Source organism: Fischerella thermalis PCC 7521, from assembly GCF_000317225.1.
Lineage (GTDB): Bacteria > Cyanobacteriota > Cyanobacteriia > Cyanobacteriales > Nostocaceae > Fischerella > Fischerella thermalis.
Genome location: NZ_AJLL01000045.1, coordinates 13291 through 35101, shown reverse-complemented (window position 1 = coordinate 35101; position 21811 = coordinate 13291). Strand labels below are relative to the sequence as shown.

The 21811-nt window shown below is 40.2% G+C and carries 20 protein-coding genes; 8 read left to right on the top strand and 12 right to left on the bottom strand.

What is annotated here, in order from left to right:
* From UYK_RS0110295 to UYK_RS26075, 4 genes are all read right to left on the bottom strand, one after another.
* Positions 1–774: POTRA domain-containing protein (locus UYK_RS0110295; protein WP_016871363.1), on the bottom strand; the 774-nt coding region annotated here is incomplete at its 3' end.
* Between the two features lie 406 nt (positions 775–1180).
* Entirely contained in the window at positions 1181–1867 is a 687-nt protein-coding gene (locus UYK_RS0110290) for a response regulator (protein WP_009459989.1), read from the bottom strand.
* A 344-nt stretch (positions 1868–2211) separates the two neighbouring features.
* Positions 2212–2640 carry a hypothetical protein gene (locus tag UYK_RS0110285; RefSeq protein WP_009459991.1) on the bottom strand — a complete coding sequence of 143 codons (429 nt, stop codon included), beginning with the start codon at positions 2638–2640 and terminating at the stop codon, positions 2212–2214.
* Positions 2641–2811: 171 nt separating this feature from the next.
* Positions 2812–3027: a hypothetical protein gene (locus tag UYK_RS26075; protein ID WP_102148038.1), complete on the bottom strand. Its 216-nt coding sequence runs from the start codon at positions 3025–3027 to the stop codon at positions 2812–2814.
* On the opposite strand from UYK_RS26075, the gene UYK_RS27230 reads away from it, so the two are divergent.
* The 3 genes from UYK_RS27230 (at position 3018) to UYK_RS0110275 (ending at position 5486) form a co-directional block, all read left to right on the top strand.
* Entirely contained in the window at positions 3018–3164 is a 147-nt protein-coding gene (locus UYK_RS27230; protein ID WP_016871362.1) for a hypothetical protein, read from the top strand. The two genes, UYK_RS26075 and UYK_RS27230, sit on opposite strands and share 10 nt — an antisense overlap.
* Positions 3151–4335 (top strand): NAD(P)/FAD-dependent oxidoreductase, encoded by a 1185-nt coding sequence (locus tag UYK_RS24145; protein ID WP_016871361.1) that lies wholly within the window; start codon positions 3151–3153, stop codon positions 4333–4335. The genes UYK_RS27230 and UYK_RS24145 overlap by 14 nt, the downstream gene beginning before the upstream one ends.
* Positions 4336–4742: 407 nt before the next feature.
* Positions 4743–5486 carry an SGNH/GDSL hydrolase family protein gene (locus UYK_RS0110275; RefSeq protein WP_009459993.1) on the top strand — a complete coding sequence of 248 codons (744 nt, stop codon included), beginning with the start codon at positions 4743–4745 and terminating at the stop codon, positions 5484–5486.
* Positions 5487–5586: 100 nt separating this feature from the next.
* Here UYK_RS0110275 and UYK_RS0110270 read toward each other — a convergent pair whose 3' ends face one another.
* From UYK_RS0110270 to UYK_RS0110260, 3 genes are all read right to left on the bottom strand, one after another.
* On the bottom strand, positions 5587–6822 hold the full coding sequence (locus tag UYK_RS0110270) for a DUF445 domain-containing protein (RefSeq protein ID WP_009459994.1): 1236 nt from the start codon (positions 6820–6822) through the stop codon (positions 5587–5589).
* A gap of 103 nt (positions 6823–6925) precedes the next feature.
* The gene (gene ubiE / locus UYK_RS0110265) at positions 6926–7618 is read right to left on the bottom strand and encodes a bifunctional demethylmenaquinone methyltransferase/2-methoxy-6-polyprenyl-1,4-benzoquinol methylase UbiE (RefSeq protein WP_009459995.1); all 693 of its coding nucleotides are present in this window, start codon (positions 7616–7618) and stop codon (positions 6926–6928) included.
* Positions 7619–7930: 312 nt separating this feature from the next.
* Positions 7931–8890 carry a response regulator gene (locus UYK_RS0110260; RefSeq protein ID WP_009459996.1) on the bottom strand — a complete coding sequence of 320 codons (960 nt, stop codon included), beginning with the start codon at positions 8888–8890 and terminating at the stop codon, positions 7931–7933.
* Between the two features lie 600 nt (positions 8891–9490).
* On the opposite strand from UYK_RS0110260, the gene UYK_RS0110255 reads away from it, so the two are divergent.
* From UYK_RS0110255 to miaB, 3 genes are all read left to right on the top strand, one after another.
* Positions 9491–10579 (top strand): RuBisCO accumulation factor 1, encoded by a 1089-nt coding sequence (locus tag UYK_RS0110255; RefSeq protein ID WP_009459997.1) that lies wholly within the window; start codon positions 9491–9493, stop codon positions 10577–10579.
* Positions 10580–10674: 95 nt separating this feature from the next.
* Positions 10675–13011, top strand: coding sequence for an ATP-dependent helicase (locus UYK_RS0110250; protein ID WP_009459998.1), 2337 nt, complete (start codon positions 10675–10677; stop codon positions 13009–13011).
* 373 nt (positions 13012–13384) lie between these two features.
* Entirely contained in the window at positions 13385–14749 is a 1365-nt protein-coding gene (miaB, locus tag UYK_RS0110245; RefSeq protein ID WP_009459999.1) for a tRNA (N6-isopentenyl adenosine(37)-C2)-methylthiotransferase MiaB, read from the top strand.
* Here the strand turns inward: miaB and UYK_RS0110240 are convergent.
* The 3 genes from UYK_RS0110240 to UYK_RS0110230 all read right to left on the bottom strand — a co-directional run bounded on the left by UYK_RS0110240 (position 14741) and on the right by UYK_RS0110230 (position 15926).
* Positions 14741–14953, bottom strand: coding sequence for a hypothetical protein (locus UYK_RS0110240; protein ID WP_009460000.1), 213 nt, complete (start codon positions 14951–14953; stop codon positions 14741–14743). The two genes, miaB and UYK_RS0110240, sit on opposite strands and share 9 nt — an antisense overlap.
* Positions 14954–15107: 154 nt before the next feature.
* A complete protein-coding gene (locus UYK_RS0110235; RefSeq protein ID WP_009460001.1) occupies positions 15108–15341 on the bottom strand; it encodes a hypothetical protein in 234 nt (77 codons plus the stop codon).
* Positions 15342–15668: 327 nt separating this feature from the next.
* A complete protein-coding gene (locus UYK_RS0110230) occupies positions 15669–15926 on the bottom strand; it encodes a hypothetical protein (protein ID WP_009460002.1) in 258 nt (85 codons plus the stop codon).
* A gap of 327 nt (positions 15927–16253) precedes the next feature.
* Here UYK_RS0110230 and UYK_RS0110225 point away from each other — a divergent pair, with 327 nt between their 5' ends.
* Entirely contained in the window at positions 16254–19778 is a 3525-nt protein-coding gene (locus tag UYK_RS0110225) for an NACHT and WD40 repeat domain-containing protein (RefSeq protein WP_235182322.1), read from the top strand.
* Complete coding sequence (locus UYK_RS0110220; RefSeq protein ID WP_016871357.1) at positions 19771–20532, top strand: gamma-glutamyl-gamma-aminobutyrate hydrolase family protein; 762 nt, start codon at positions 19771–19773, stop codon at positions 20530–20532. The genes UYK_RS0110225 and UYK_RS0110220 overlap by 8 nt, the downstream gene beginning before the upstream one ends.
* Positions 20533–20566: 34 nt before the next feature.
* On the opposite strand, the gene UYK_RS0110215 is transcribed toward UYK_RS0110220, so the two are convergent.
* Together UYK_RS0110215 and UYK_RS26070 are read right to left on the bottom strand one after the other, a co-directional pair.
* Positions 20567–21289 (bottom strand): hypothetical protein, encoded by a 723-nt coding sequence (locus tag UYK_RS0110215; protein ID WP_009460005.1) that lies wholly within the window; start codon positions 21287–21289, stop codon positions 20567–20569.
* A 151-nt stretch (positions 21290–21440) separates the two neighbouring features.
* Complete coding sequence (locus UYK_RS26070) at positions 21441–21653, bottom strand: hypothetical protein (RefSeq protein WP_009460006.1); 213 nt, start codon at positions 21651–21653, stop codon at positions 21441–21443.
* Positions 21654–21811: the final 158 nt, after the last annotated feature.

Sequence of the window (21811 nt, the reverse complement as noted above, 5' to 3'; positions counted from 1 at the left end):
TAATAAGCGATCGCGGTTTAGGGGTGGCTTTGTGGCAATGGCAAGGCGACTTTGCAAATATTTAGGATTAAGTCTGTGGCTACCTGTTACTTTTATCTCTTCTAGTCCCCCCTCAACTACCCTAATTTCCACTACACCATTCTGCAATTTTTGTGGCGGGATATAAGCTCCAGATGTAATGTATCCTTGATCTACATAAAATTGAGTAATTTTTGAACGAAGCTGAAATAGTTCTGCAAAGGTAATTGGACGATTAGCGTAAGGTTCAGTAATTTTATCAAAGTCTTCAGGACTAAAAACAGTACTGCCTGTGACTTTAAATTTTTTCACAACGATAGTTTGAGGAACTTCACCGCTTGGGGTTGGTTCTGGAGTCGGAGTTGTTGTACCTGGAGGTTGCAGTAATTCTTCTGGAGGCGGTAGAGGTTGTGGTGGTGACGGTTCCGGTAATGGCTGAGTTGAGGGCGGCTTGTTATTCAAAGGAGGAATGTTTGGCAGGGCTGGTGCTTGAACAATCCTTATTGCCTTGGATAAAAGGCTAAAGCTTGGGGTTTCAAAATCCAACCCCGCATCGCTAGATTTTGTTTTTTTAACCTCATCTTGAAAGGTGACAGAAGTATTGAGGCTTGGGACTGCTTGCAGGTTGGATGTTTGCGTTTTTTTTATTTCTTCTGCTTTCAATGGTTCGATTGTCGTTGTAATAATGATTACAAACAGGCTCAAGCAATGCCAGTATTCGCAGATATTCAGTTTGAAGTGAAGTTTACCGGACATAGTCAGAGCCAGATGACAACCTTGAGCAGAGTCATTAAACGTAGATACTTGGATAACTAGAAAACATTAATTTTTGAATAGCTGTTTTCCCTAGATACCGACGGTTAATCTTTGCCTTATAAAAATAAGAAAACATTTTGAGTGCCAAAACACAACTATTTATTTCAGTTTTTTATTTATGGTATTGTTTGCTTGATATTGATTTTATTGGGGTTGATTATTATTCTTTTCTGATTAACTTGGGTATTTGTATAAAGAAATACTTTAATTTTAATAAAACTTTGGTGAAAACAATAATCGCCTGATTTTGATTCAACAAAACAGACAGGCGATTGCTAGAAAGAACTAATTTTCGGTAGCTATATACTAGTAGTTAAATACCAAGATGGTGACAATTCAAAGCTTTTTAGTCTATTAAACCTGCTTCTCTAGCGCGAATTTGAGTTATTATTCTGATATTTTTACCTTGGTTTTTTAATTCATGACAATCAATGCCTAAAGCTTCTTGAAGTTTATCCCAGTAGTGACGCACCATGCGTTCTGATACACGGATATTTTCAGCAATGGCTTTATCTTGTAACCCTTCTTGAAAAGCTAGATTTAATAGTCTTAAGCACTCTGGTTTGATGTCTAATTCCGAGTAGATAGACTGAATATCTTTAATATGAGTTAATCCTTGCAATGCCCAACTAACTCTCATGAGCATTTCTTGACTGGAGAGACTTTTATCAGCAATTGTAAAGCCTCCTTGGTGTGTATCGATTGCAGATTTGATCCGCACTAGTTTTTTTACGTGTTCACTTTGAACTACGATATTAAGCTTAGGATAGTTATCGAGTAATTCCCTGAGTAATTGTATACCCGTACAAACTCGTGCTGTTACTCCCTGTTTTTCTGGCAGAAAAATATCCATGATAACTAAATCAGGTTCTAGCAACGAAATTTGATTTAAAACATTTTCGGTAGTGTTAGCAGTAACTATTTTTGCATCTGGATATTGGGAGTACAGTAACCTAAGTACTCCACTCAAGCATATTTCATGACCATCAATTAAAAATATTTTCAGTGTAGCGTGTGTTAAATTTTTATTCATGCTGTATTACTCACATTTCAGTACTTTTCGGAATTGAATTCTTTTCTGCTACATCACCGCAGAAATTATGAAATCAGTAATTACTGGAGTATAAACAAGCAAAAAGTTTGATAGGTCTCATTAAGTCGAAAAACCAAAACAGCAAAAATTAAGCTCAGTTTTTGAGCAACAGGATGAACCTAGACTTTCAAAACACGTCTAGTTGCTGTCTGCGTAGTAATACTTCTCTATTCCATGAGTATCTTACGGAATTTGTTACAAAGTGTAACATTTATATCTATTAAAGAATATTCAATATATTAAACCGAAAAATATGAAAGCGATCGCACCTCCTAGTCAAAAATTTAATATCTGTTACTAGGTAAAAATATTAAATCTACTGTTTCACCTACTACTAAACCCAAGCCAGCTAATAAAGTTAATAACAATAATGCATCTCGTTTGCTAAACCCAGCAAAACGTAGCTCTATTTCTGCTAGAACAGTAGTTGCTAATGGCGTAATTATAAAAGTAAAAAATATCGGTAAAAATGCTACTAAAATCACCGACGAACCTAAAGCAAGGACAACAATTAAAACTTGAGAACCATAATTCAATAAGCGGTTCAACCAAGATATACTCCGCCCCACTAAAGTTAATACCAAAGCAACCACTAATACTCCTACGAGCCAAACAATATGATGAACAGACAAGTACCATCCTAAAAAAGCATAAGCCAGCCAATGTAAAACTAAAGGTGTCCAAGGAAACTGATTAAAAGTTTCAATATTCATAACCTAATTGTTCATATAAATTTACCTTTCTCATATAGGTGGATAAAGTGCCGTTAGAATATGAACAACAAATTAAATGTTATACATAATATTTATACTAATGCATATTCCATCAGAGAGATGCTGATTAAATATTTAAGCAATTTAGAAAAATTATTGTCTAAGTAACTTTTAAAATCGAGTATCAAAATAACCTAGTTTTTGTTGCTGAGATATCATTGTAACAAGTTTCTCAGTATATATCTTTCTGTAAAGAATATCTAAGTAATTCAGTTGACTGATATTATTAATAGACACAATTATAAATTGACCAAAAATTGTGGCGGCTTGAATCGAATAGCTCGTTCGATAGCTGCCTGCGATCGCTGCTGAAATATATGTCGTCATTTATTCAAAAAAAAACGAATTCGCCCACAAGTACTGACACCTCTACTATTCAAGAAACACAACATTACCAAATAGTCATTGTTGGTGGTGGTGCTGCCGGCATTACTGTAGCATCTCAGTTGTGTGCCAAAAAATAGCAAACTCGACATTGCTATCCTGGAGCCTAAAGCTCAACACTATTATCAACCTGCTTGGACTTTGGTTGGAGGAGGTGAATACAGCATAAACGATACAGTCAAGCCACAAGCAAGTTGTATTCCCAAAGGTGTAACTTGGATTCAAGACTACGCTACCGAACTAAACCCCGACGAAAATGCCGTAATTACCCGTTCTGGTAAACAAATTTACTATGATTACTTGGTATTGTGTCCTGGTATTCAAATTGACTGGCATTTAATAGAAGGTTTGCAAGAAGCACTGGGTAAGGGAGGAGTGTGCAGTAATTATGCATTTGAATATGCTCCCTATACCTGGGAAGTGATCCGGAATTTTCAGGGAGGAAATGCTTTGTTTACCTTCCCAGGGACACCAATTAAATGTGGTGGCGCTCCTCAAAAAATTATGTATATGGCTGATGATGCTTTTCAACGACAAGGCGTTAGCAAGAAAACAAACGTCATGTTTTGCTCTGCGGTGAGTGCAATTTTTCCTGTTCCCGCCTATGCAGAACGATTACTTAAGGTAGTCGATCGCCGCCATATTCAAGTTAAATTTAAACACAATCTCAAGGCAATTCGGGCAGCAGCCAAAGAAGCGGTATTTGATGTCACGACAGATGAAGGTACACAGCAAGTAACCATTCCCTATGACATGATCCATGTTACCCCGCCAATGAGTGCTCCAGATTTTATCAAAACTAGCAAACTGGCTGCAAGTACAGGTTGGGTAGATGTAGATAAACAGACATTGCAGCACAATCAATATCCCAATGTCTTTAGTTTAGGAGATGCTTCTTCCCTACCGACTTCTAAAACTGCTGCTGCTATTCGCCGCCAGGCTCCTGTTTTGGTTGAAAATCTTTTGGCATTGATCAACTCTACCTCAATGACAGGAAGCTACAACGGCTATACTTGCTGTCCATTAATTACTGGATATGGCAAAGTAATCATGGCAGAGTTTGACTACAATAACCAACCGATATCTACTTTCCCAATAGATCCCAGAGAGGAACGTTATAGTATGTGGTTGGTGAAGCGTCATGTTTTACCTTGGGTTTACTGGAATCGCATGTTAAAAGGTAAGCAGTTTGAAGGTGATGTGTTGAAGTTGAAGGGGTGGAAACAACCAACTAATGATCTGTCTCATTAGTTCTGGTAGGTTGCAAGATCCCCGACTTTTTGAAAAAGTCGGGGATCTGACGATCATAAGTGTTTTTTAAACACAACTTAGTATAAGTCAAAATAAATTTCAATCTTCTTTAGCTATCAGGTGAAATGTCAAAATATTAAGTCAAAAACCGTTTAAAAACTAGCATCAAAGCATTAATTATCATCTAACAAATCAATATTAATATTGATGATAACTTTTCTATATAATCTTGTTAAATTAATGAATAATCAGGTTGCATTCTCTTTAGAGAATTCTGTTTTGTACAGATATTTAATTGCACATCTGTACAGCAATTAGGAGATTTTTATTCAATTTTTATCTCCACATTCTCCTAGCAACCGCTACAAGGCAAGTTAAATGCATATCTTTACTTAAGAGGTAGCAAGATGCGTCGTTGGTGGTTGATAAATTTAAGCATTGTAGTTACTTTTGTGGCTTTAGAAGTAATAGGTAAGAGTACTTTCAATCAGACAGCATTAGGTGTCAACAAAAATAACAAACCACTTTTAATTGCACAAAATTATAGTCGTACGCGAATTATGCCTCTTGGCGACTCTATTACTGGAGGAGAGGGGGTTCAAAACAGCTATCGTCGCTTACTTTGGTTTTACTTACTCAATGCAGGTTATAGTATCGATTTTGTTGGCTCACTCCAAGTTAATTGTGGCAGACGTCCTTCTTTGCCTGATTTTGATTTAGACAATGAGGGTCATTGTGGTTGGCGGGCTGATCAGATACTTGCTAGGATTGACGAATGGGCAAGCAAAACTCGACCAGATGTAGTGCTAATTCATCTAGGCACAAATGATCTTGGCAGCGGAGAAACCCCAGAGAGTACAATCGAGGATATACGCGGAATCATTCAAAAGCTTCGATACTATAATCCATATGTAAAAATACTGTTGGCTGAAATTATTCCCTCCTGTGGTAGTCTGGAGCGCAAAGTATTATTTAATGCACAGATCCCAACTCTTGCCAACCAAACCAACACATATCAATCACCTGTTATGGTTGTGGATCAATATAGTGGTTTCAATCTCTCTGATACTTTCGATGGGTGTCATCCTAATGATACTGGTGAATGGAAAATAGCTAACCGTTGGTTAGAGGCTCTCAAAAAGGTGCTTTAGTTCACAAAAAGTCGGCGGGAAGTTACTGAAGCGTGGCTGGGATGGAAGTTATATAACCCGCCAACTTGAACAATTGGTAATTGGTGATTGAGCTTTTTAATTATGTTTGACTCAAATATATAAATACCGTTTGAAATAAACCGACAATAAAACCTAAAATTCCACCTAAGGTAACAATTGCCTGTAATTCATTCTTGACAATTCCCTCAATAGCAGCTTCTAAATCAGCAGGTGATGTTGACTTAACACGGTCAATAATTACCTGATCAATTGATAAAATTGGAATTGCTTGAGCAACTATAGCTTCCAAATCTCTTTCCAAATATCGCTCTAAGATTAATGCTAATTCCAAACTTACAACTTCTAAAGAACTATTAACAACAGCAGAATTGCTCAGGCGATTAACTAATAATACAGCAATATTTTCCCAATTAACCGAGTCACTAAATCCTTGTAAAAATTCACTACCACGTGTTTGCAGGTATTGACGCACGCTATCGCGGGTAGTTTTTCTTAGTTGTCGGACTGTACCTACAGGTAAGTTTTGTAACATTATCTCTTGCAATAATTTTTTAATGCGATCGCGTACTTGTAATTCTTGAATCAACTCCTGCAAACGTTGATTGGTTGCTTCTTTTTCATCTAAACAGTAAGTCCGCAAGCGGGTTAAGCTATTACGTAAACCAAATAAATTTGCTACTACCCAATAAGTACCACTGGTTTTTTCTCGAAAGCTTTCATCTATAGTTTGAATTGTGCGATCGGTCAAAAAATTAATAATCGCTTGTCGGATGACATCTGGTGGTAAGACAACTTCTAATAACCAATCAGCCAGGCGAGAGGCTTGTTCTTCACTTAATTGAAATTCTAGTAACACTTGATCAAAAATTTGATTAATCTGTGCTTCTAAAAAATCTTCCCGTCGTGCCAAAACCTTTAACAGACGAGGTAGCGATTCACCTAACAAATCCCGCAAAATATTTGCCACAATTTTGGCAGTTTTTTGCTCACGATCTGCTTTTACCTGATCAATTGCCATTTGCAGCAACCAGAAAATAGCTGATTGCACACGTTCTGTTTGTAGGAGTCGCCGCGCCAGATTCTGTAATTCTTCTGGTGTCAACAGCGACCTCATGATCGTATCAGAGATATTTTTGGCAAGACGTTCCTGGTTCCGGGGAATAAGTCCAGGTGTAAAGGGAATTCTCCGTCCACCTATGTAAATTGCTCGGTAAGGACGAAATAACATTTTGATGGCTATATCGTTAGTGAAATAGCCAATTACCCCACCCAAGATGGGGGGAGACACATACAGCCAAAGATGAGACCAATCCACAGGATTTCGTATTTGGTAATTGGTATTTGGTAATTGGTATTTGGTAATTAGTAATAGTCTTACCCATTACCCATTACCCATTACCCATTCTCCAATCTAATATCTAAAATTTGGTGACTACCAGCACTCCCATCATATCGTTCGCGATGGGGTAGTGTGTGGCAGTTGCAAAGCCAACTGCAACAGCTGTGTCTACCTGCTTGTCTCCAGAGGGAAAGCGGTCTAAGCTGGGACTAATATAAGCATATTCTTCCTTTAAACCCATTTGCTCAGCAATTGGCACTACAAGATGATCTAGATACCATTGCTGAAAGCTGCGAGCAGTCGAATTTTTGGGACGATGAAAATCTAGAATTGCAGCTTTAGCGCCTTTTTTGAGGACACGGTGTAACTCTTTCAGGCTACGCTGAATATCTGTGACATTTCGTAAACCATAGCCCATCGTAGCAGCGTCAAATTTGTTGTCTTCAAAGGGTAAATTGAGTACGTCTGCTTCTATCCAGGTGATGGGGGGAGTTTGATACTGACTTTGAGAGCGTTCTTTGGCAATTTCTAACTGTGCAGACGAAAAATCTACTCCGTACACCTGTCCACTTTTACCCACACGCCTTGCTAACCGGAAGGCCAAATCACCACTACCGCAACACAAATCCAAACAAGTATCTCCGGCTTTGGCTTCACTCCATTTTACTGTCATTTCTTTCCATATCCGATGTTGTCCCAAGCTTAACCAATCATTGAGTTGGTCATAAATGGGAGCGATACGGTCAAAGATATTGCGAATTTCGTCAGACATTGGTCAAGGGTCAAACAATTTTAGATTTTAGATTTTAGATTTACCCTTTTACCCTGGGAGAAATTATTTGGTCAAGGGTCAATAGTCAAGAGTTGGTGGTTGTTTGTTGATGGTTAGTAGTTAGTAGTTAGTGGTTAGTAGTTGTTTAATACTGACTCCTCACACTCCTCATACCCCTCACACTCCTCATACCTCTCACACTCCTCATACCCCTCATACTCCTCATACCCCTCACACTCCTCATACCCCTCACACTCCTCATACCTCTCACACCTCCCCACCTCCCCTTTCCCCTATCCTGACTCTTGACAATTAAGCACTAGCGGTTTGATGATAACGAGTACAACTGAGTACGGTGGCTACTAGCTGTGCTGATAGATGAATCAGTTTGAGTTCATCTTCTCGTAATGTGCAGGGTTTTTTCCACTGGAGAGACAACACCGCTAAAACTTTACCTGCATAGGTAATTGGGATAATTAAATGCGCTTCTACACCAGAGTCTGTATAGTGTGCTACACCAGCAAGTTTTTCGTCATTGGGGACATTAACTGAGACTTGCATTTGACCAGTGGCGATCGCTTCACTAGTCAATGGGTCACCAGCTAACCAGTTTTCTACAGAACCTTCACTGCTGTAACTGCCTTGAGTAGTCACCAGACTAAGATTTTCGACTAATTGTAAAATACAGCCATCGGCGCTAAAACTTTCACCAAAAGCTGTAGCAATGGGATTTAATATAGCTTCTAAACTAGATGCTTGTTGAGCCACCTGCACTAAAACAGTCAACAGCGCCATTTGAGCATTAGCACGACGCAATTCTTCTGTGCGTTGCTTGAGTAAATCATAGGTTTCTGCTGCTCTTTGTACTACTGCTTTTAATTCTGCTGGATCCCAAGGTTTTGTGATATATTTGTATACCTGACCAGCATTTATTGCTTCTACTAGATCTTCAATATCCGTAAAACCTGTGAGAATAATTCTGACAGTGTTGGGAAACTGAGGTACTGTTTTACTCAGAAATTCAGTTCCCTTCATTTCTGGCATTCGCTGATCGGAGATAATGACTGCTACTTCCCCTTCTGCTGCTAACACTTGCAAAGCGTTCATACCACTATCGGCTTTCAAGACTTGGAAATCTCGGCGGAAGGTACGATACAACAGATCCAGATTATCTGGCTCATCATCAACTACTAAGATTTTCTGCTTTTTTGGCTTTTCCAGAGTCATCAATTGACGACGTATTTTATCAAGTTCGGGAATGGAGTTATTCATAGATAATTCCTTTAACTGTTAATCACTTTGTTATATTCCATACAAAGCCTGATTGAGAATATAAAATCAGCATTTGTAACTGCTATTTGATTAAATTAATCATGAAGCAGCTTTCGGGAGGAAGCATTCTACTTTTGAAGCTACGTGTAATTACGTAATTAGTCTTATCTATGTCTTATAATTGTTATTCAGGATTCATACTTTTACTTACTGTTAGAGGTGTACACAGGAACTAAGAGACTAGTATTCTGGCATACTAACTTTGCAATGTTTCTAGTAAGCAAAGACAGCACTTATTGAAGTACGCTTAGTACTTACTACAAAACTTGGAAACTTTGTGTGACAAACTACTAGTACCCTATATTTAGAGGGAATTGATAACAGTAACCTGTTAACACCATATTTCTTCTATAGAGAAACTACGACATCAGCCTTAAAATAGATACTTGGCATAAAAATTTTAAAATTACGTTGATCAACTTGCCGTGAAACTGCTGAAATATGCAAATCATCACTGATTTAATTTGTGTTCCAGTGGATGACAAGCATGTTTACGAATAAGGATTTTTACGGTTTTTAATTTTTCATTTTTAATTGCTTATGACTGACCAACCACCCCACGCTCAAAATCTCAACAACAACGATCACAATGACATCGCTCAAGAATTGCTAATAAAACTGCGACAAAAACAAGGTTGCTGGGTGGAATGGGGACAAGCTTGTGCTGATCTACAAAAAGCAGGTTACAGTCCACAAGCGATTTTTGAAGCCACAGGTTTTGAGCCAGTGCAACAGAATCAGGTGATTGTCGGCGCACAAGTCTACAACTCTATAGAAAAAGCAGGAGCCTCGCAAGATGTGATCTCTCATTATCAACAGCGCGGTAGCGATATCTTGTACGAGTTACGCTTGCTGACTCAAGAAGAACGAGCCGCCGCCGCTACGCTTACCTTTCAACACAAAATTGATGCTGACGAAGCACGGGAAATAGCTAGAGCAATCAAAGATTTCTCTCGTTTTCGTAATCCTCCAGAGGGCTTTTCTCAGCATCCCGGAGATGCAGTTGCTTATCAATGTTGGAAACTTGCCCGTCAAAATTCAGATTTTCAAACGCGATCGCGTTTAATCGCCAAAGGCTTAAAGTTTGCCCATACGCAAACTGCTAGGCAGCAAATAGAACAGTTACTCACAGATTTTACAGTCGTACCCAAAAAAACAGCACCAATTCTACCCTATTACAGACCACAGTCAGCCGAAGAAACACCTCGTCTTGTACCAGTAGTAGGCGAGTTACCATTAACACCAAAAGACCTGCAAGCAGTTCCCCTAGTAGAAGAAATGGAACCTTTCCGCATCGTTAAGTTTGCTGGAGAACAAGCTTGGGTTCCCTTACCAGGTTGGCAAACAATATTAGGTGCAGAAGATCCTGTGGTGATTTTATGTAATAGCGATCGCCTTCCCAGCCAAACAAAAAGTAACCCAGAACCAGTCATGGTAGTTATTGATCGCGCGCAACGGGAATGGAACTCAGGTAGTTACTTTGTAGTAGACAACTCTGGAGAATTAGATTTTCAATGGTTTGAAACTGCACCAGAAGTACCTCTGTTGGGACGAGTAATAGTGGTTGTTCTACCTAAGAAAATTTTGGATGAGGAACTGACAAAGGATTCTTGGCAGATAGATGAGTAGTTGTTGGGGATTGGGGAGCAGAAAGTGTGAGGAGTGTGGGGAGTGTGAGGAGAATAGCTATCAACTACTAACTACTAACCACTAACAAATAACAAATGACCACCATCAACCACCAACCACCAACCAACAACCAAACTGATCCTCGCTCGCCCTCATCTTCTTTGAGAGAAAGTGCGATTTTAAAAATTCGCAATAGTCTGCGTCCCGGACAGCAACAAATGGCTGATTGGTACTCTGGACCATTGGCTGTCTCTGCGGTTCCTGGTGCTGGTAAATCTACGGGAATGGCGGCGGCGGCGGCGATTGCGATCGCTCGTCAATATCAGCGTTCAAATTCTTCGCGTTCGTCGGAACGCCGACAGTTGGTAGTTGTAACATTTACTCGTTCTGCTGTTGCTAATATCAAAGCGAAAATCCGCAAATACTTGCGTGACGATTTATCTTTACCTCAAACTGGTTTTGCTGTACATACTCTGCATGGTCTGGCTTTGAACATTGCCAGTCGTCATCCAAATTTGTCAGGCTTACAATTAGATAATGTCACATTAATTACACCAACCCAAAGTCACCGTTTCATCCGTACTGCTGTCGAACAATGGATTGCTAGCCATCCAGGACATTATTTTCGCTTACTAGAAGGTATACAATTTGACGGCGAAGAAACAGAAAGATTGCGTCGTCAGTCAGTATTGCGAACAGAAGTATTGCCAGACTTGGCAACAACCGTGATTCATGAGGCTAAAAGTTCGGGAATGTTGCCAGAAGATTTACGACGCTTCAGCGAACAAACTATAGATAATTATGAAATTTTAACTGTTGCTGCCGGATTGTACGAACAGTATCAAAATTTAATGCGATCGCGCGACTTTATTGACTACGACGACATGATTTTAGCTGCACTGCGAGTACTAGAAAATCCTAGCGCCCGTAGAATCGAACAAAACCAAGTGTTTGCGGTTTTTGAAGACGAAGCCCAAGACTCTAGTCCACTACAAACCAAACTACTACAAATTCTGGCCACCGACCCCAACAACCCCGACCAACCCAACTTGATTCGTGTCGGCGATCCCAACCAAGCGATTAACTCCACCTTTACCCCCGCAGACCCAATTTATTTCCGTGAGTTTTGCGAAGACTGCAACCAGAAAAACCGCTTGGCAACAATGGATCAAGCAGGACGCAGCACCAAAATTATCATTGATGCTGCCAATTTCGTCTTGCAGTGGGTCAATAGTGCCTATCAAGCCAAGAGTCAAAATTTCCCTACCCCCTTCCGTCCTCAAACCATTCGCCTTGTTGATCCAGATGATCCGCAAACCGATGCGAATCCTCAACCAGTCGGGCGGGGACTAGAACTGTATACTCCGCGTGATATTCATCACACAGTACAATTACTTTCACAAAGAGTAATTGAGTTGTTTGCTCAAGCACCAAATTCTTTTAGTGCAGCAATATTAGTTAGAGAAAACCGTCAAGGGAAATGGTTGGCAGAGGCACTTGCACCTGTATGTAAAGAGCATCAAATTACACTTTATGATGTGGGAGAACGTGAACGCCATTCCCATGTACCGCAAGAAATTTTAGCATTACTGCAATTTTGCGATCGCCCCCATTCACCCGACTATTTGAAAGCAGCTTTAGAAGTATTTGTAGAACGGCAGTTAATTCCTACTCAAGACCTCAACGCCCCTGCTTCTGTACCTGAAGAATTCTTGTATCCAGGCCCCTTGTCTCCACCCCAACCGGAATCAGTACAAAAAGCCGCGCACTTGTGTCGGAGTTTACTACGCGCCCGGATGGAACTACCTCTGTATCAACTAATTTCCTTCCTGGCTTTAGCATTAAATTACGACCAAGCAGAACTAGCAACTGCTGACAAACTTGCAGAAAGGGTTAATTTGCAAATAGCTAGTCATGCTTCCATGACAAACATGCTGGGTATCCTGAGTGAAATTGTCAGTTCCGAAAGATTTGAACCTGTAGAAACAGAAGATTTAGAAGCTCGTTATACCCGTCGCGGTCAATTAACAATTATCACCATGCATAAAGCCAAAGGGCTGGACTGGGACTACGTATTTATTCCCTTTGTGCATGAAAATTTGATACCCGGTCGCTTCTGGGTTCCTCCCCAAAGCCAATTTTTAGGAGACTTTACCCTATCAGAAGTTGCGCGCGCCCAAATTCGCGCTGCACTTCACAATCAAGGGAGTTTACCAGATGTTACCCAAGCTTGGGAGCAAGCGAAATACCTGAAAACAGCTGAAGAGTATCGTTTGCTTTACGTCGCCATGACACGGGCAAAACGCTTGTTGTGGATGTCTGCTGCTCAAAAAGCGCCTTTTACTTGGAGTAAACCAGAGAATTTGCAAGCTTCAACCCCTTGTCCAGTGTTTTCAGCCTTGAAGCGGCAATTTCCTGAGTGTGTAGTCTAGCTATCTGATTAACTAGTACAGTTACCAAGAGGCAATTTAAATGTATCGTGATTATTGTTGGTGTAACTAGTGCCAACATTTCTTAAGTTAATCCCTCTTATCCGTGTTCATCCGTGTTCATCCGTGTTCGTTTTTTCTCTACTAGACTTAACCGCAAGCCACTATATTTTGGAGAAATCGAACACCGATACACACCGATGCACACAGATAGATGGTGCGTTGGCGTCAATCTGTGTTCTATGAGTGTTTGTTTCTAAAAGCTAAAAGCTTGATTTTTGTTATAATCTCAATCCACGCCAGATGTTAATTGGCAGCTAGAGTTTATACAATAATAGGAAAATCTTTAAATTTTAGTGCTTAAGTGTAATTGCTCATGACCACTTCACGCCGCCATTATCACATAACTACTTTCGGTTGCCAAATGAATAAAGCTGACTCAGAGCGTATGGCTGGCATTTTAGAAGACATGGGCTTTGAGTGGTCAGAAGACCCAAATCAGGCAGATGTAATACTCTATAACACCTGCACTATCCGGGATAATGCAGAGCAAAAAGTATATTCTTATCTAGGCAGGCAAGCAAAGCGCAAGCACGAACAACCGGATTTAACATTAATTGTTGCAGGCTGTGTTGCTCAACAGGAAGGAGAAGCCCTACTGCGCCGAGTACCAGAATTAGATTTAGTCATGGGGCCGCAACATGCTAACCGTCTGCAAGATTTATTGCAACAGGTATTTGATGGCAACCAGGTTGTAGCCACAGAACCAATTCATATTATTGAGGATATTACTAAGCCACGCCGGGATAGTAAGGTTACGGCTTGGGTGAATGTGATTTACGGTTGCAACGAACGCTGCACTTATTGCGTAGTACCGAATGTCCGGGGTGTGGAACAGTCTCGGACACCAGAGGCGATTCGCGCCGAAATGGAGGAACTAGGGCGTCAGGGTTACAAGGAAGTTACACTTTTGGGTCAAAATATTGACGCCTACGGGCGGGATTTACCAGGAGTAACACCGGAAGGTCGTCACCAGCATACATTGACAGATTTGCTGTACTATGTGCATGATGTTCCGGGAGTGGAAAGAATTAGATTTGCTACTAGCCACCCCCGTTATTTTACTGAGCGCTTGATTCGCGCTTGTGCAGAATTGCCGAAGGTATGCGAACACTTCCACATTCCATTTCAATCTGGGGATAACGAAGTATTAAAACGCATGGCACGGGGTTATACCCATGAAAAATATCGCCGGATTATCAACACAATCCGTGAGTATATGCCAGATGCGGCGATTAGTGCTGATGCAATTGTTGGTTTTCCTGGAGAAACAGAAGAACAGTTTGAGAATACACTCAAGTTAGTCGAGGATATTGGTTTTGACCAATTGAATACTGCTGCTTATTCTCCCCGCCCAGGAACACCCGCCGCAGTTTGGGACAATCAACTTAGTGAAGAGGTGAAAAGCGATCGCCTCCAAAGATTAAACCATTTAGTGGCGACAATCGCAGCCGAGCGATCGCAACGTTATATGGGACGCACAGAAGAAGTGCTAGTAGAAGACCAAAACCCTAAAGACAAAACCCAGGTCATGGGACGTACCCGCACTAACCGTCTAACTTTCTTTACTGGTGACATCAACGAACTTAAAGGTAAGTTAGTTAAGGTAAGAATCAGCGAAGTTCGCGCTTTTAGTTTGACGGGTGAACCAGTGGAGGTAAGGGAAGTGGTATCAGTTTGAATTGTCTGATTTTTCTGTGTCATTACTATTTCCCTGCAACCTCATGGAACCAAAAGCATAGCCAACAGCTACTTTGGCAATATCAAAATATGCAGGACGATTTTCTTTATCAAGGATTGCCAAGGACAGCGATCCTGTCACTAAGATGATTAATATTGGTGGAAGCACCCCTACCCAAAGGGTGCTATTTTTTTTGTTTGACATATTTTTCCTCTCCAAAGTGATGATGATTTAGTAATAAATGGTTCTCCCAAGAAGTGTTTTGAAACGCAAAGGGACACAGAGTTTTGGTAAAGGAATTTCGCTATGAATGGAACAAACAAGTCAAATCCTCTTCCGTTCTGCCTTCTTAAATAACCTAACGTAATGATTCAAAGACGACGGTTGTTGCTACTAAACACAATAGAACAATTGCTGCTCGCCAAACCAGTCCTGTAAATAATGGCAAGATCATAATTAGAAGATGTTGTGCGCCGACACTCATTGACATTACATAAGCGATCGCAAAACCAACTAAAGTCAGCAAAAAGTATTTCAGGAATTTGGTAACGAACCTAAATAAAGCACTGTATTGATGTTTTTTCATAGCCATATAATTTCTCTCCTACATGACAAAATTTGGCTAAAAAATAAGACAGGGAAGTATACTAGATACTTTTTCCTGCCTCGTAAAAAATCACAATTTATCAGGGCGAGGTGATCACTTTTGAGCATTTCCTTGTTGTTCCAAGCTGCTAGTCATCACAACTATGCAATTGCTTTGGAGACTTACATCATCTCCGCTTGAGGACTTATATTATCCGTTGGGGGCGGTAATGGGTAACAGGGAAGAAAAATACAGTTTAACAATCACCGATTACCAATTATCAATTACCAAGCTTTATATCGTAAGCAATTAGTCGGATACAATATTACATCTTTATTCAATTGTGTTCTTATTCAGCTTTTTGCCCACTCTCCACCACTTTTTTAAATCTTCATCGCTGATGACATACCGATAATGAGTAGAACCCAAAATCGTGACTGCGATTCGGTCATGTTTAATTTTCTCACTCTGGATTTCAATACGACCAAAACCAGTTTCTTGCCAACTGCCAATGAGAATTACTAGTAGCTGAACCAGTAATTTGTCAACTTCGTTAAGTTCGTTGCTCTCTTTGGGCATAGATTGAACCATTTACTAAGCTTTCGCTGTATTCTTAGTCAAAAGTGGTAAAGGTTATGACTATCCCAAAAGAGACAGATGTTCTACCTGTGTGACTAAGAATTAGACCGAATTACTCGCCTTTTGTGACTCTATGAAAAGTGACTGCGGAAACTATCTGTCGTATTTAGTGACAAGTATTGCACGGCTGATATCTGGATGTCAATAGCTTTTGAGGTAAAATAATGACTATTAGTAACTGCTATACAGCGAATAATAAGTATAAGTGACAGGTGTCACAGATGTTTTTACGATGTAAGCTAATAATCGGTCACTAAAAGCGTATGTAAAGTTGGCAAAATGCCAAACAACATGAACCAACAACAGTTAGATGATGTTTTGAAACAGCTAACACCACGACGACAAGAGGTATTACGTTTAATCTTGGCAGGAGAATCTAATGAAGCGATCGCTGATGCCTTGAATATTAAACCTGTGACAGTGAGAAAATATTTAGAACGGCTCTACCAAACATTTGGTATCAGAAAACGAGTAGAGTTAGTGACTTTGTTTGCAATCCACAAACCAGATTTGATCGGGAATCATCCTCATGTTCAAAAATCACAGGAATTGTCTGTTGAGCAAAGCGACCATTCCCGACCTGAAAGCAAATTAGATTTAGGAGATGCACCCGACACAATTATTTTCTATGGGCGTACAAATGAACTAAATACATTAGAGCAATGGATTATTAGCGATCGCTGTCGTGTAGTTGCCCTTTTGGGTATGGGAGGATTAGGGAAAACAGCTCTTTCTGTGAAGCTGTTGCAGCAGTTGCAGTCGGAATTTGACTACATTATCTGGCGTAGTTTGCGTGAGACTCCGAAGTTGGAAACAATATTGGATGACGTAATCAAGTTTTTCTCAGACCAGCAACTAGTTGATGTTAAAGGTAGTATCAGTGATAAAATTTCACGCTTACTTGATTACCTACGTTCTGCACGTTGCTTGTTGATATTAGATAACTTTGAATCGATTCTCGCTGATGGCGTCCATGCAGATGAATATCGAGAAGGATACGAAGATTACAGTATCTTAATACAGCGTATTGGACAATCATCTCATCAAAGTTGTCTGCTGTTGACTAGTCGCACCAAACCCAAGGAAATTGCTCTTCAGGGTGGGGAAAATTTACCGATCCGTTCCCTATTGTTGCAAGGTCTACAACAGCCAGAAGCCGTGAGAGTTTTGGCAGATAAAGGGCTTTCTGGTTCAGTAGATGAAATGCGCCAACTAGTGGAACTCTACAGTGGTAATCCCTTGGCACTCAAAATCTTATCTACATTTATTAAAGATTTATTTAATGGCAATGTTTCCGAATTTATCGCCCAAGAAATCACCCAATTTGTTGGAATTGAAACTTTATTAGATAACCAGTTTGAGCGGTTAACAGAACTGGAACAAGAAATTATGTACTGGTTAGCAATTAACCGCGAACCAGTCTATGTCAAAGATTTATCTGAAGACATGGTGGAAAAATCCATGTTTTCACAAATCATTGAAAGTCTAGAGAATTTAAAAAGGCGATCGCTCATTGAAACCGTAGACGGCAAATTTACTCTACAAAATGTCGTCATGGAATACATGATTGCGCTATTAGTACGTCAAGTCAGCGAGGAAATTAACTCTGGAGATTGGCAAATATTTAATACCTATCCCCTGATTAAAGCAACCGCTAAAGACTATGTCCGCCATTGTCAAACAGAATTAGTTCTTAAACCTGTAGCCAAAAACATCACCGATGTTGAAAGTAAACTAGTTCATCCCCTGCGGCGTCGAGATCCGAAATTACACAGAAAAGGATATGCAGTCGGCAACATCTTAAACTTACTGCGTTACTTAGACTATAGTTTATCGGGGCTTGATTTATCTGGTTTGAAAGTTTGGCAAGCCTATCTGCGGGGTGCTGATTTACGCGGTGTTAAATTTATTGGTGCTGATTTAGATAAATCTCGCTTTACTGAAGCCTTTGGCACGGTTTTAGCAGTAGCATCTAGTTCTCGCAAATCTCTAATTGCGATGGGCGATACCAAAAGCAAAATTCACCTCAGACATGCAGATGGTCATCAATTTCTTACTCTCGAAGGCCATACAAATTGGGTTCGCTCAGTTTACTTTAGCTTTGATGGTGAAATTTTAGCCAGTGCCAGCGATGACAAAACCTTAATGTTGTGGAACACCACGACAGGTCAGCGTCTCAAAACTCTTACCGGACACAGAGAAAGAGTTTGGTCAGTAGCTTTTAGTCCCAATGGTAAAACTTTAGCCAGTGCGAGTGAAGATCGGACAGTCCGACTGTGGGATATTCACACTGGCGAATGTACCAAAATCTTGGAAAGACACACAAGTTGGGTGCGGTCAGTCGCCTTTAGCCTTGATGGCAGTTTTTTAGCCAGTGGCAGCAGTGACAAAACTGTGATTTTATGGAATGCAAATACTGGCGAATATTTGACAACTCTCAAGGGACACACTGCTAGGGTACGCGCAGTCACCTTCAGTCCAGATAGCAAGACCTTAGCCAGTGGTAGTGATGATTATACAATCAGACTTTGGGATATCCCTAGTGGACAACACTTGAGAACTTTAGAGGGACACACAGGTTGGGTACGTTCAGTCGCCTTTAGTCCTGATGGTAGTATCTTAGCTAGCGCCAGCGAAGACCATCGGATCATTCTCTGGAATACTCGCACTGGTCAGCGTCAACAGACACTATCAGAACATACTGCAAGGGTTTGGTCAGTCACCTTTATTGATGAAAACGTATTGATCAGTAGTAGTGATGACAAAATTGTCAAGCTGTGGGATGTTCATACTGGTCAATGTCTGAAAACTTTGCAAGGACATACTGATTGGGCTTGGTCGATAGTTTTCCATCCTGAAGGTAATATCTTGGTCAGTGGTAATGACGATAAAAGCCTCAAGTTCTGGGACATTGAGACTGGCGAAGCCTACAAATTTCTATCGGGTCATACCAACCGGATACGTACAATTGCCATGAGTCAGGATGGTAGCACGATCGCCAGTGGTAGTGATGACCAAAGTATTAAGTTATGGGATGTGCAAACAGGTCAACTCCTGAAAACATTGGTAGATCACACCGATCGAGTACTCTGTGTTGCTTTTAGTCCCGATGGCGATCGCCTCGTCAGTGGTGGCGATGACAAAGTTTTACGAATTTGGGATATCAACACGGGAGAATACCGCCAAACTCAAGAAAGTCATAAAAATTGGGTCTGGTCAGTTACTTTTAGCCCAGATGGTAGTGCGATCGCCAGCGGTAGCGAAGACCGGACTGTGAAACTCTGGGATGTAAATAGTGGTGAGTGCTTCAAAACTTTGAGAGGACACAATGGTTGGGTGCGATCGGTTCGCTTTAGTCCTGATGGCAAGTTTTTAGCTAGTGGTAGCGAAGATGAAACCGTCAAAATTTGGGATGTAAATACTGGTGAGTGCTGGAAAACCTTGAAGGGACAAACTTGTTGGGTGAGGGCGGTAGCCTTTAGTAGCGATGGTCGTTTCCTCGCTGTTGGTGGTGAAAAACCGATTGTCGAGGTCTGGGATATTAATACTGGTCAAATCCTTACTACGTTTACAGGACATCAGGAACGGATTTGGTCAGTAAACTTCAGTCCGAATTGTAACATTTTAGCTAGCAGCAGTGAAGATGGAACAATTAGACTTTGGAATGTGGAAACGGGCGAACTCCACGAATTATTAAGAGCGCCAAGACTTTACGAAGGCATGGATATTACAGGTGTAGTTAATCTCACCAAAGCCCAAATAAATACTCTCAAAACTCTAGGAGCAACTAAAAACGATGAGTAGAAAGTCTAGACCAGCCTTGATCGGTATTACAACTTATGGTCGTCAAGAAGCATTACCCTTTTCTTTACCTGCTGCTTACCTAGATGCAGTACGAGCAGCAGGCGGTACACCAATTCTATTACCTCCTGGAGAAACTGATCCGGCGATTCTTTTAGAACCTCTCGATGGTCTGATTATTCCCGGTGGTGGAGACATCAACCCCAAGTGTTACAACGGGTCGTACCATCCCAGCATTTATTCGGTAGATTGCGATCGCGATGCTTTTGAACTCAAATTAGCTGAGTTTGCTTTAAAAAATCATCTACCAGTATTAGGTATATGCCGAGGTTTACAGATATTAATAGTGTCTGATGGTGGTAGTTTGATTCCCCATGTACCAGATGTGTACGGTACTTCCGTTTTACATCGTCTTGACCCCGAACCAGGTAAGCGCTTCCCTACTGAACATAAAGTCAAAATTCATAAAGATAGCCGCCTAGCAAATTTTATTCAACAAACTCACATATCCGTAGTTTCTTGGCATCATCAAGCAGTACACAAATTACCTTCTGGTTGGCGTGCTGTGGCTCATGCAGTGGAAGATGGGTTAATTGAAGCCGTAGAACACGAAGATCATCCTTGGGCGATCGGCGTACAATGGCATCCAGAGTTATCTAAAGATGACCCCTACCATCAACGTATTTTTCAAGCTTTTGTAGAAGCCACCCAAAATAAAACTAAAAAAGGTCTAATAGAAAGTATGAATTTCTGTTGATTATGATATAAAATTTTCTCTTTTTAAGATGCTCTTACTGACTATCTCTTAATAACTTTTCTAAACCAAACCAAAACCTATCTAGCCCAGTAGCCATCATCTTTGCACCTTCCATGGTTGGTATTAGTAATTCTGGCGATCGCATCAAAATAAACTTGGTGATTTCTCGCGCTTCCTGGGCATGTCTTTCTTCCACACCTTGGGAAAAACATTCCGCAAAATATGGTTCTTCTTTAATAAGAGGAAAAGAATGAGAAAGACTATTCATTAAAGCCCGCATCCAATCATCTGCAAACATTTCGATTACACACCAAGGCCCTAAAGACTTGGGGTATATATTCTGCACTAAAGAAACGAAATCAGCAGTCATGGGATCGAGTTTTTTTTGCAAATCATCTAAACTACCAAAATCTTCATCTGCAATCAACAATTCTGCTCCCATATTGCTAAAAGCCCGACTTAATTGATAATGATGGGTATCACCATCTTTGAGACTATCATCATCACTAATAATTCTCAGCTTCCGCACCCGTAAAGCTGGACTATCAAGGTGTGGAACACAATAAACCATCACCCTAGTAGCATGGCAAGCTGCTTGATATCTTATATATAAATTTCCTAACAAATTGGGAGAACAGAGTTTTTCTGGTGGGAATTTTGCTAGACAAGCAAAAAAAGAATGTTTGGATGGTAAATGTATTTGATAAATTTCATCTAAAAAGCGATAAAATTTCATTCCTATATCTTGATTTTGCATAAATTATTTTCATTTTAATTTAATACTTCTCATAAAATCCATATGATAACTAATAAGAATTTTTGCTAGTGGAAATTTATAATGATTTAAGAAAATTCTCTTATAATCTTAAAGTCTAGTTGGGAGACAATATTTTTGTTAAACATACCGATCATATAAAGTAAAAAGCACCAAGATGCAGAGTACACAAAGGCAGAGGAATTTGAGAGTTTTTGCGTAGCTTTAGAAGGCGTTGCTGAATTTGGTCATGAATTATGTGTGCATACATTTTTGTAGTTCGATGCCAAATCATTGACCAGACGTAGTAGAGACGTAGCATTGCTACGTCTCTACGTCTGGTCATACCCGTGAATTGTAAATTCATATCCTGATTCAGCAACGCCCTTTAGAAAGCAAAATATATTTCAATTAATTATTTGTCAATTTTATTTCCTTCCTGACTCTGCGCTCTTTTTACCTGGTGCGGTTTAATATCCTCTCAATTTCTATATCAAATAGTAGTTAAGCTTGTGTTACGCTATC

What these genes read in the sequence shown, in the direction of transcription:
- UYK_RS0110260 (WP_009459996.1), bottom strand. Translation starts at nt 8,890, where the DNA reads ATGAATAACTCCATTCCCGAACTTGATAAAATACGTCGTCAATTGATG.
- UYK_RS27230 (WP_016871362.1), top strand. Translation starts at nt 3,018, where the DNA reads ATGTCGTCATTTATTCAAAAAAAAACGAATTCGCCCACAAGTACTGAC.
- UYK_RS0110255 (WP_009459997.1), top strand. Translation starts at nt 9,491, where the DNA reads ATGACTGACCAACCACCCCACGCTCAAAATCTCAACAACAACGATCAC.
- UYK_RS0110215 (WP_009460005.1), bottom strand. Translation starts at nt 21,289, where the DNA reads ATGCAAAATCAAGATATAGGAATGAAATTTTATCGCTTTTTAGATGAA.
- miaB (WP_009459999.1), top strand. Translation starts at nt 13,385, where the DNA reads ATGACCACTTCACGCCGCCATTATCACATAACTACTTTCGGTTGCCAA.
- UYK_RS0110250 (WP_009459998.1), top strand. Translation starts at nt 10,675, where the DNA reads ATGACCACCATCAACCACCAACCACCAACCAACAACCAAACTGATCCT.
- UYK_RS26075 (WP_102148038.1), bottom strand. Translation starts at nt 3,027, where the DNA reads ATGACGACATATATTTCAGCAGCGATCGCAGGCAGCTATCGAACGAGC.
- UYK_RS0110230 (WP_009460002.1), bottom strand. Translation starts at nt 15,926, where the DNA reads ATGGTTCAATCTATGCCCAAAGAGAGCAACGAACTTAACGAAGTTGAC.
- UYK_RS0110290 (WP_009459989.1), bottom strand. Translation starts at nt 1,867, where the DNA reads ATGAATAAAAATTTAACACACGCTACACTGAAAATATTTTTAATTGAT.
- UYK_RS26070 (WP_009460006.1), bottom strand. Translation starts at nt 21,653, where the DNA reads ATGAATTTACAATTCACGGGTATGACCAGACGTAGAGACGTAGCAATG.
- UYK_RS0110285 (WP_009459991.1), bottom strand. Translation starts at nt 2,640, where the DNA reads ATGAATATTGAAACTTTTAATCAGTTTCCTTGGACACCTTTAGTTTTA.
- UYK_RS0110220 (WP_016871357.1), top strand. Translation starts at nt 19,771, where the DNA reads ATGAGTAGAAAGTCTAGACCAGCCTTGATCGGTATTACAACTTATGGT.
- UYK_RS0110235 (WP_009460001.1), bottom strand. Translation starts at nt 15,341, where the DNA reads ATGGCTATGAAAAAACATCAATACAGTGCTTTATTTAGGTTCGTTACC.
- ubiE (WP_009459995.1), bottom strand. Translation starts at nt 7,618, where the DNA reads ATGTCTGACGAAATTCGCAATATCTTTGACCGTATCGCTCCCATTTAT.
- UYK_RS0110225 (WP_235182322.1), top strand. Translation starts at nt 16,254, where the DNA reads ATGCCAAACAACATGAACCAACAACAGTTAGATGATGTTTTGAAACAG.
- UYK_RS0110240 (WP_009460000.1), bottom strand. Translation starts at nt 14,953, where the DNA reads ATGTCAAACAAAAAAAATAGCACCCTTTGGGTAGGGGTGCTTCCACCA.
- UYK_RS0110275 (WP_009459993.1), top strand. Translation starts at nt 4,743, where the DNA reads ATGCGTCGTTGGTGGTTGATAAATTTAAGCATTGTAGTTACTTTTGTG.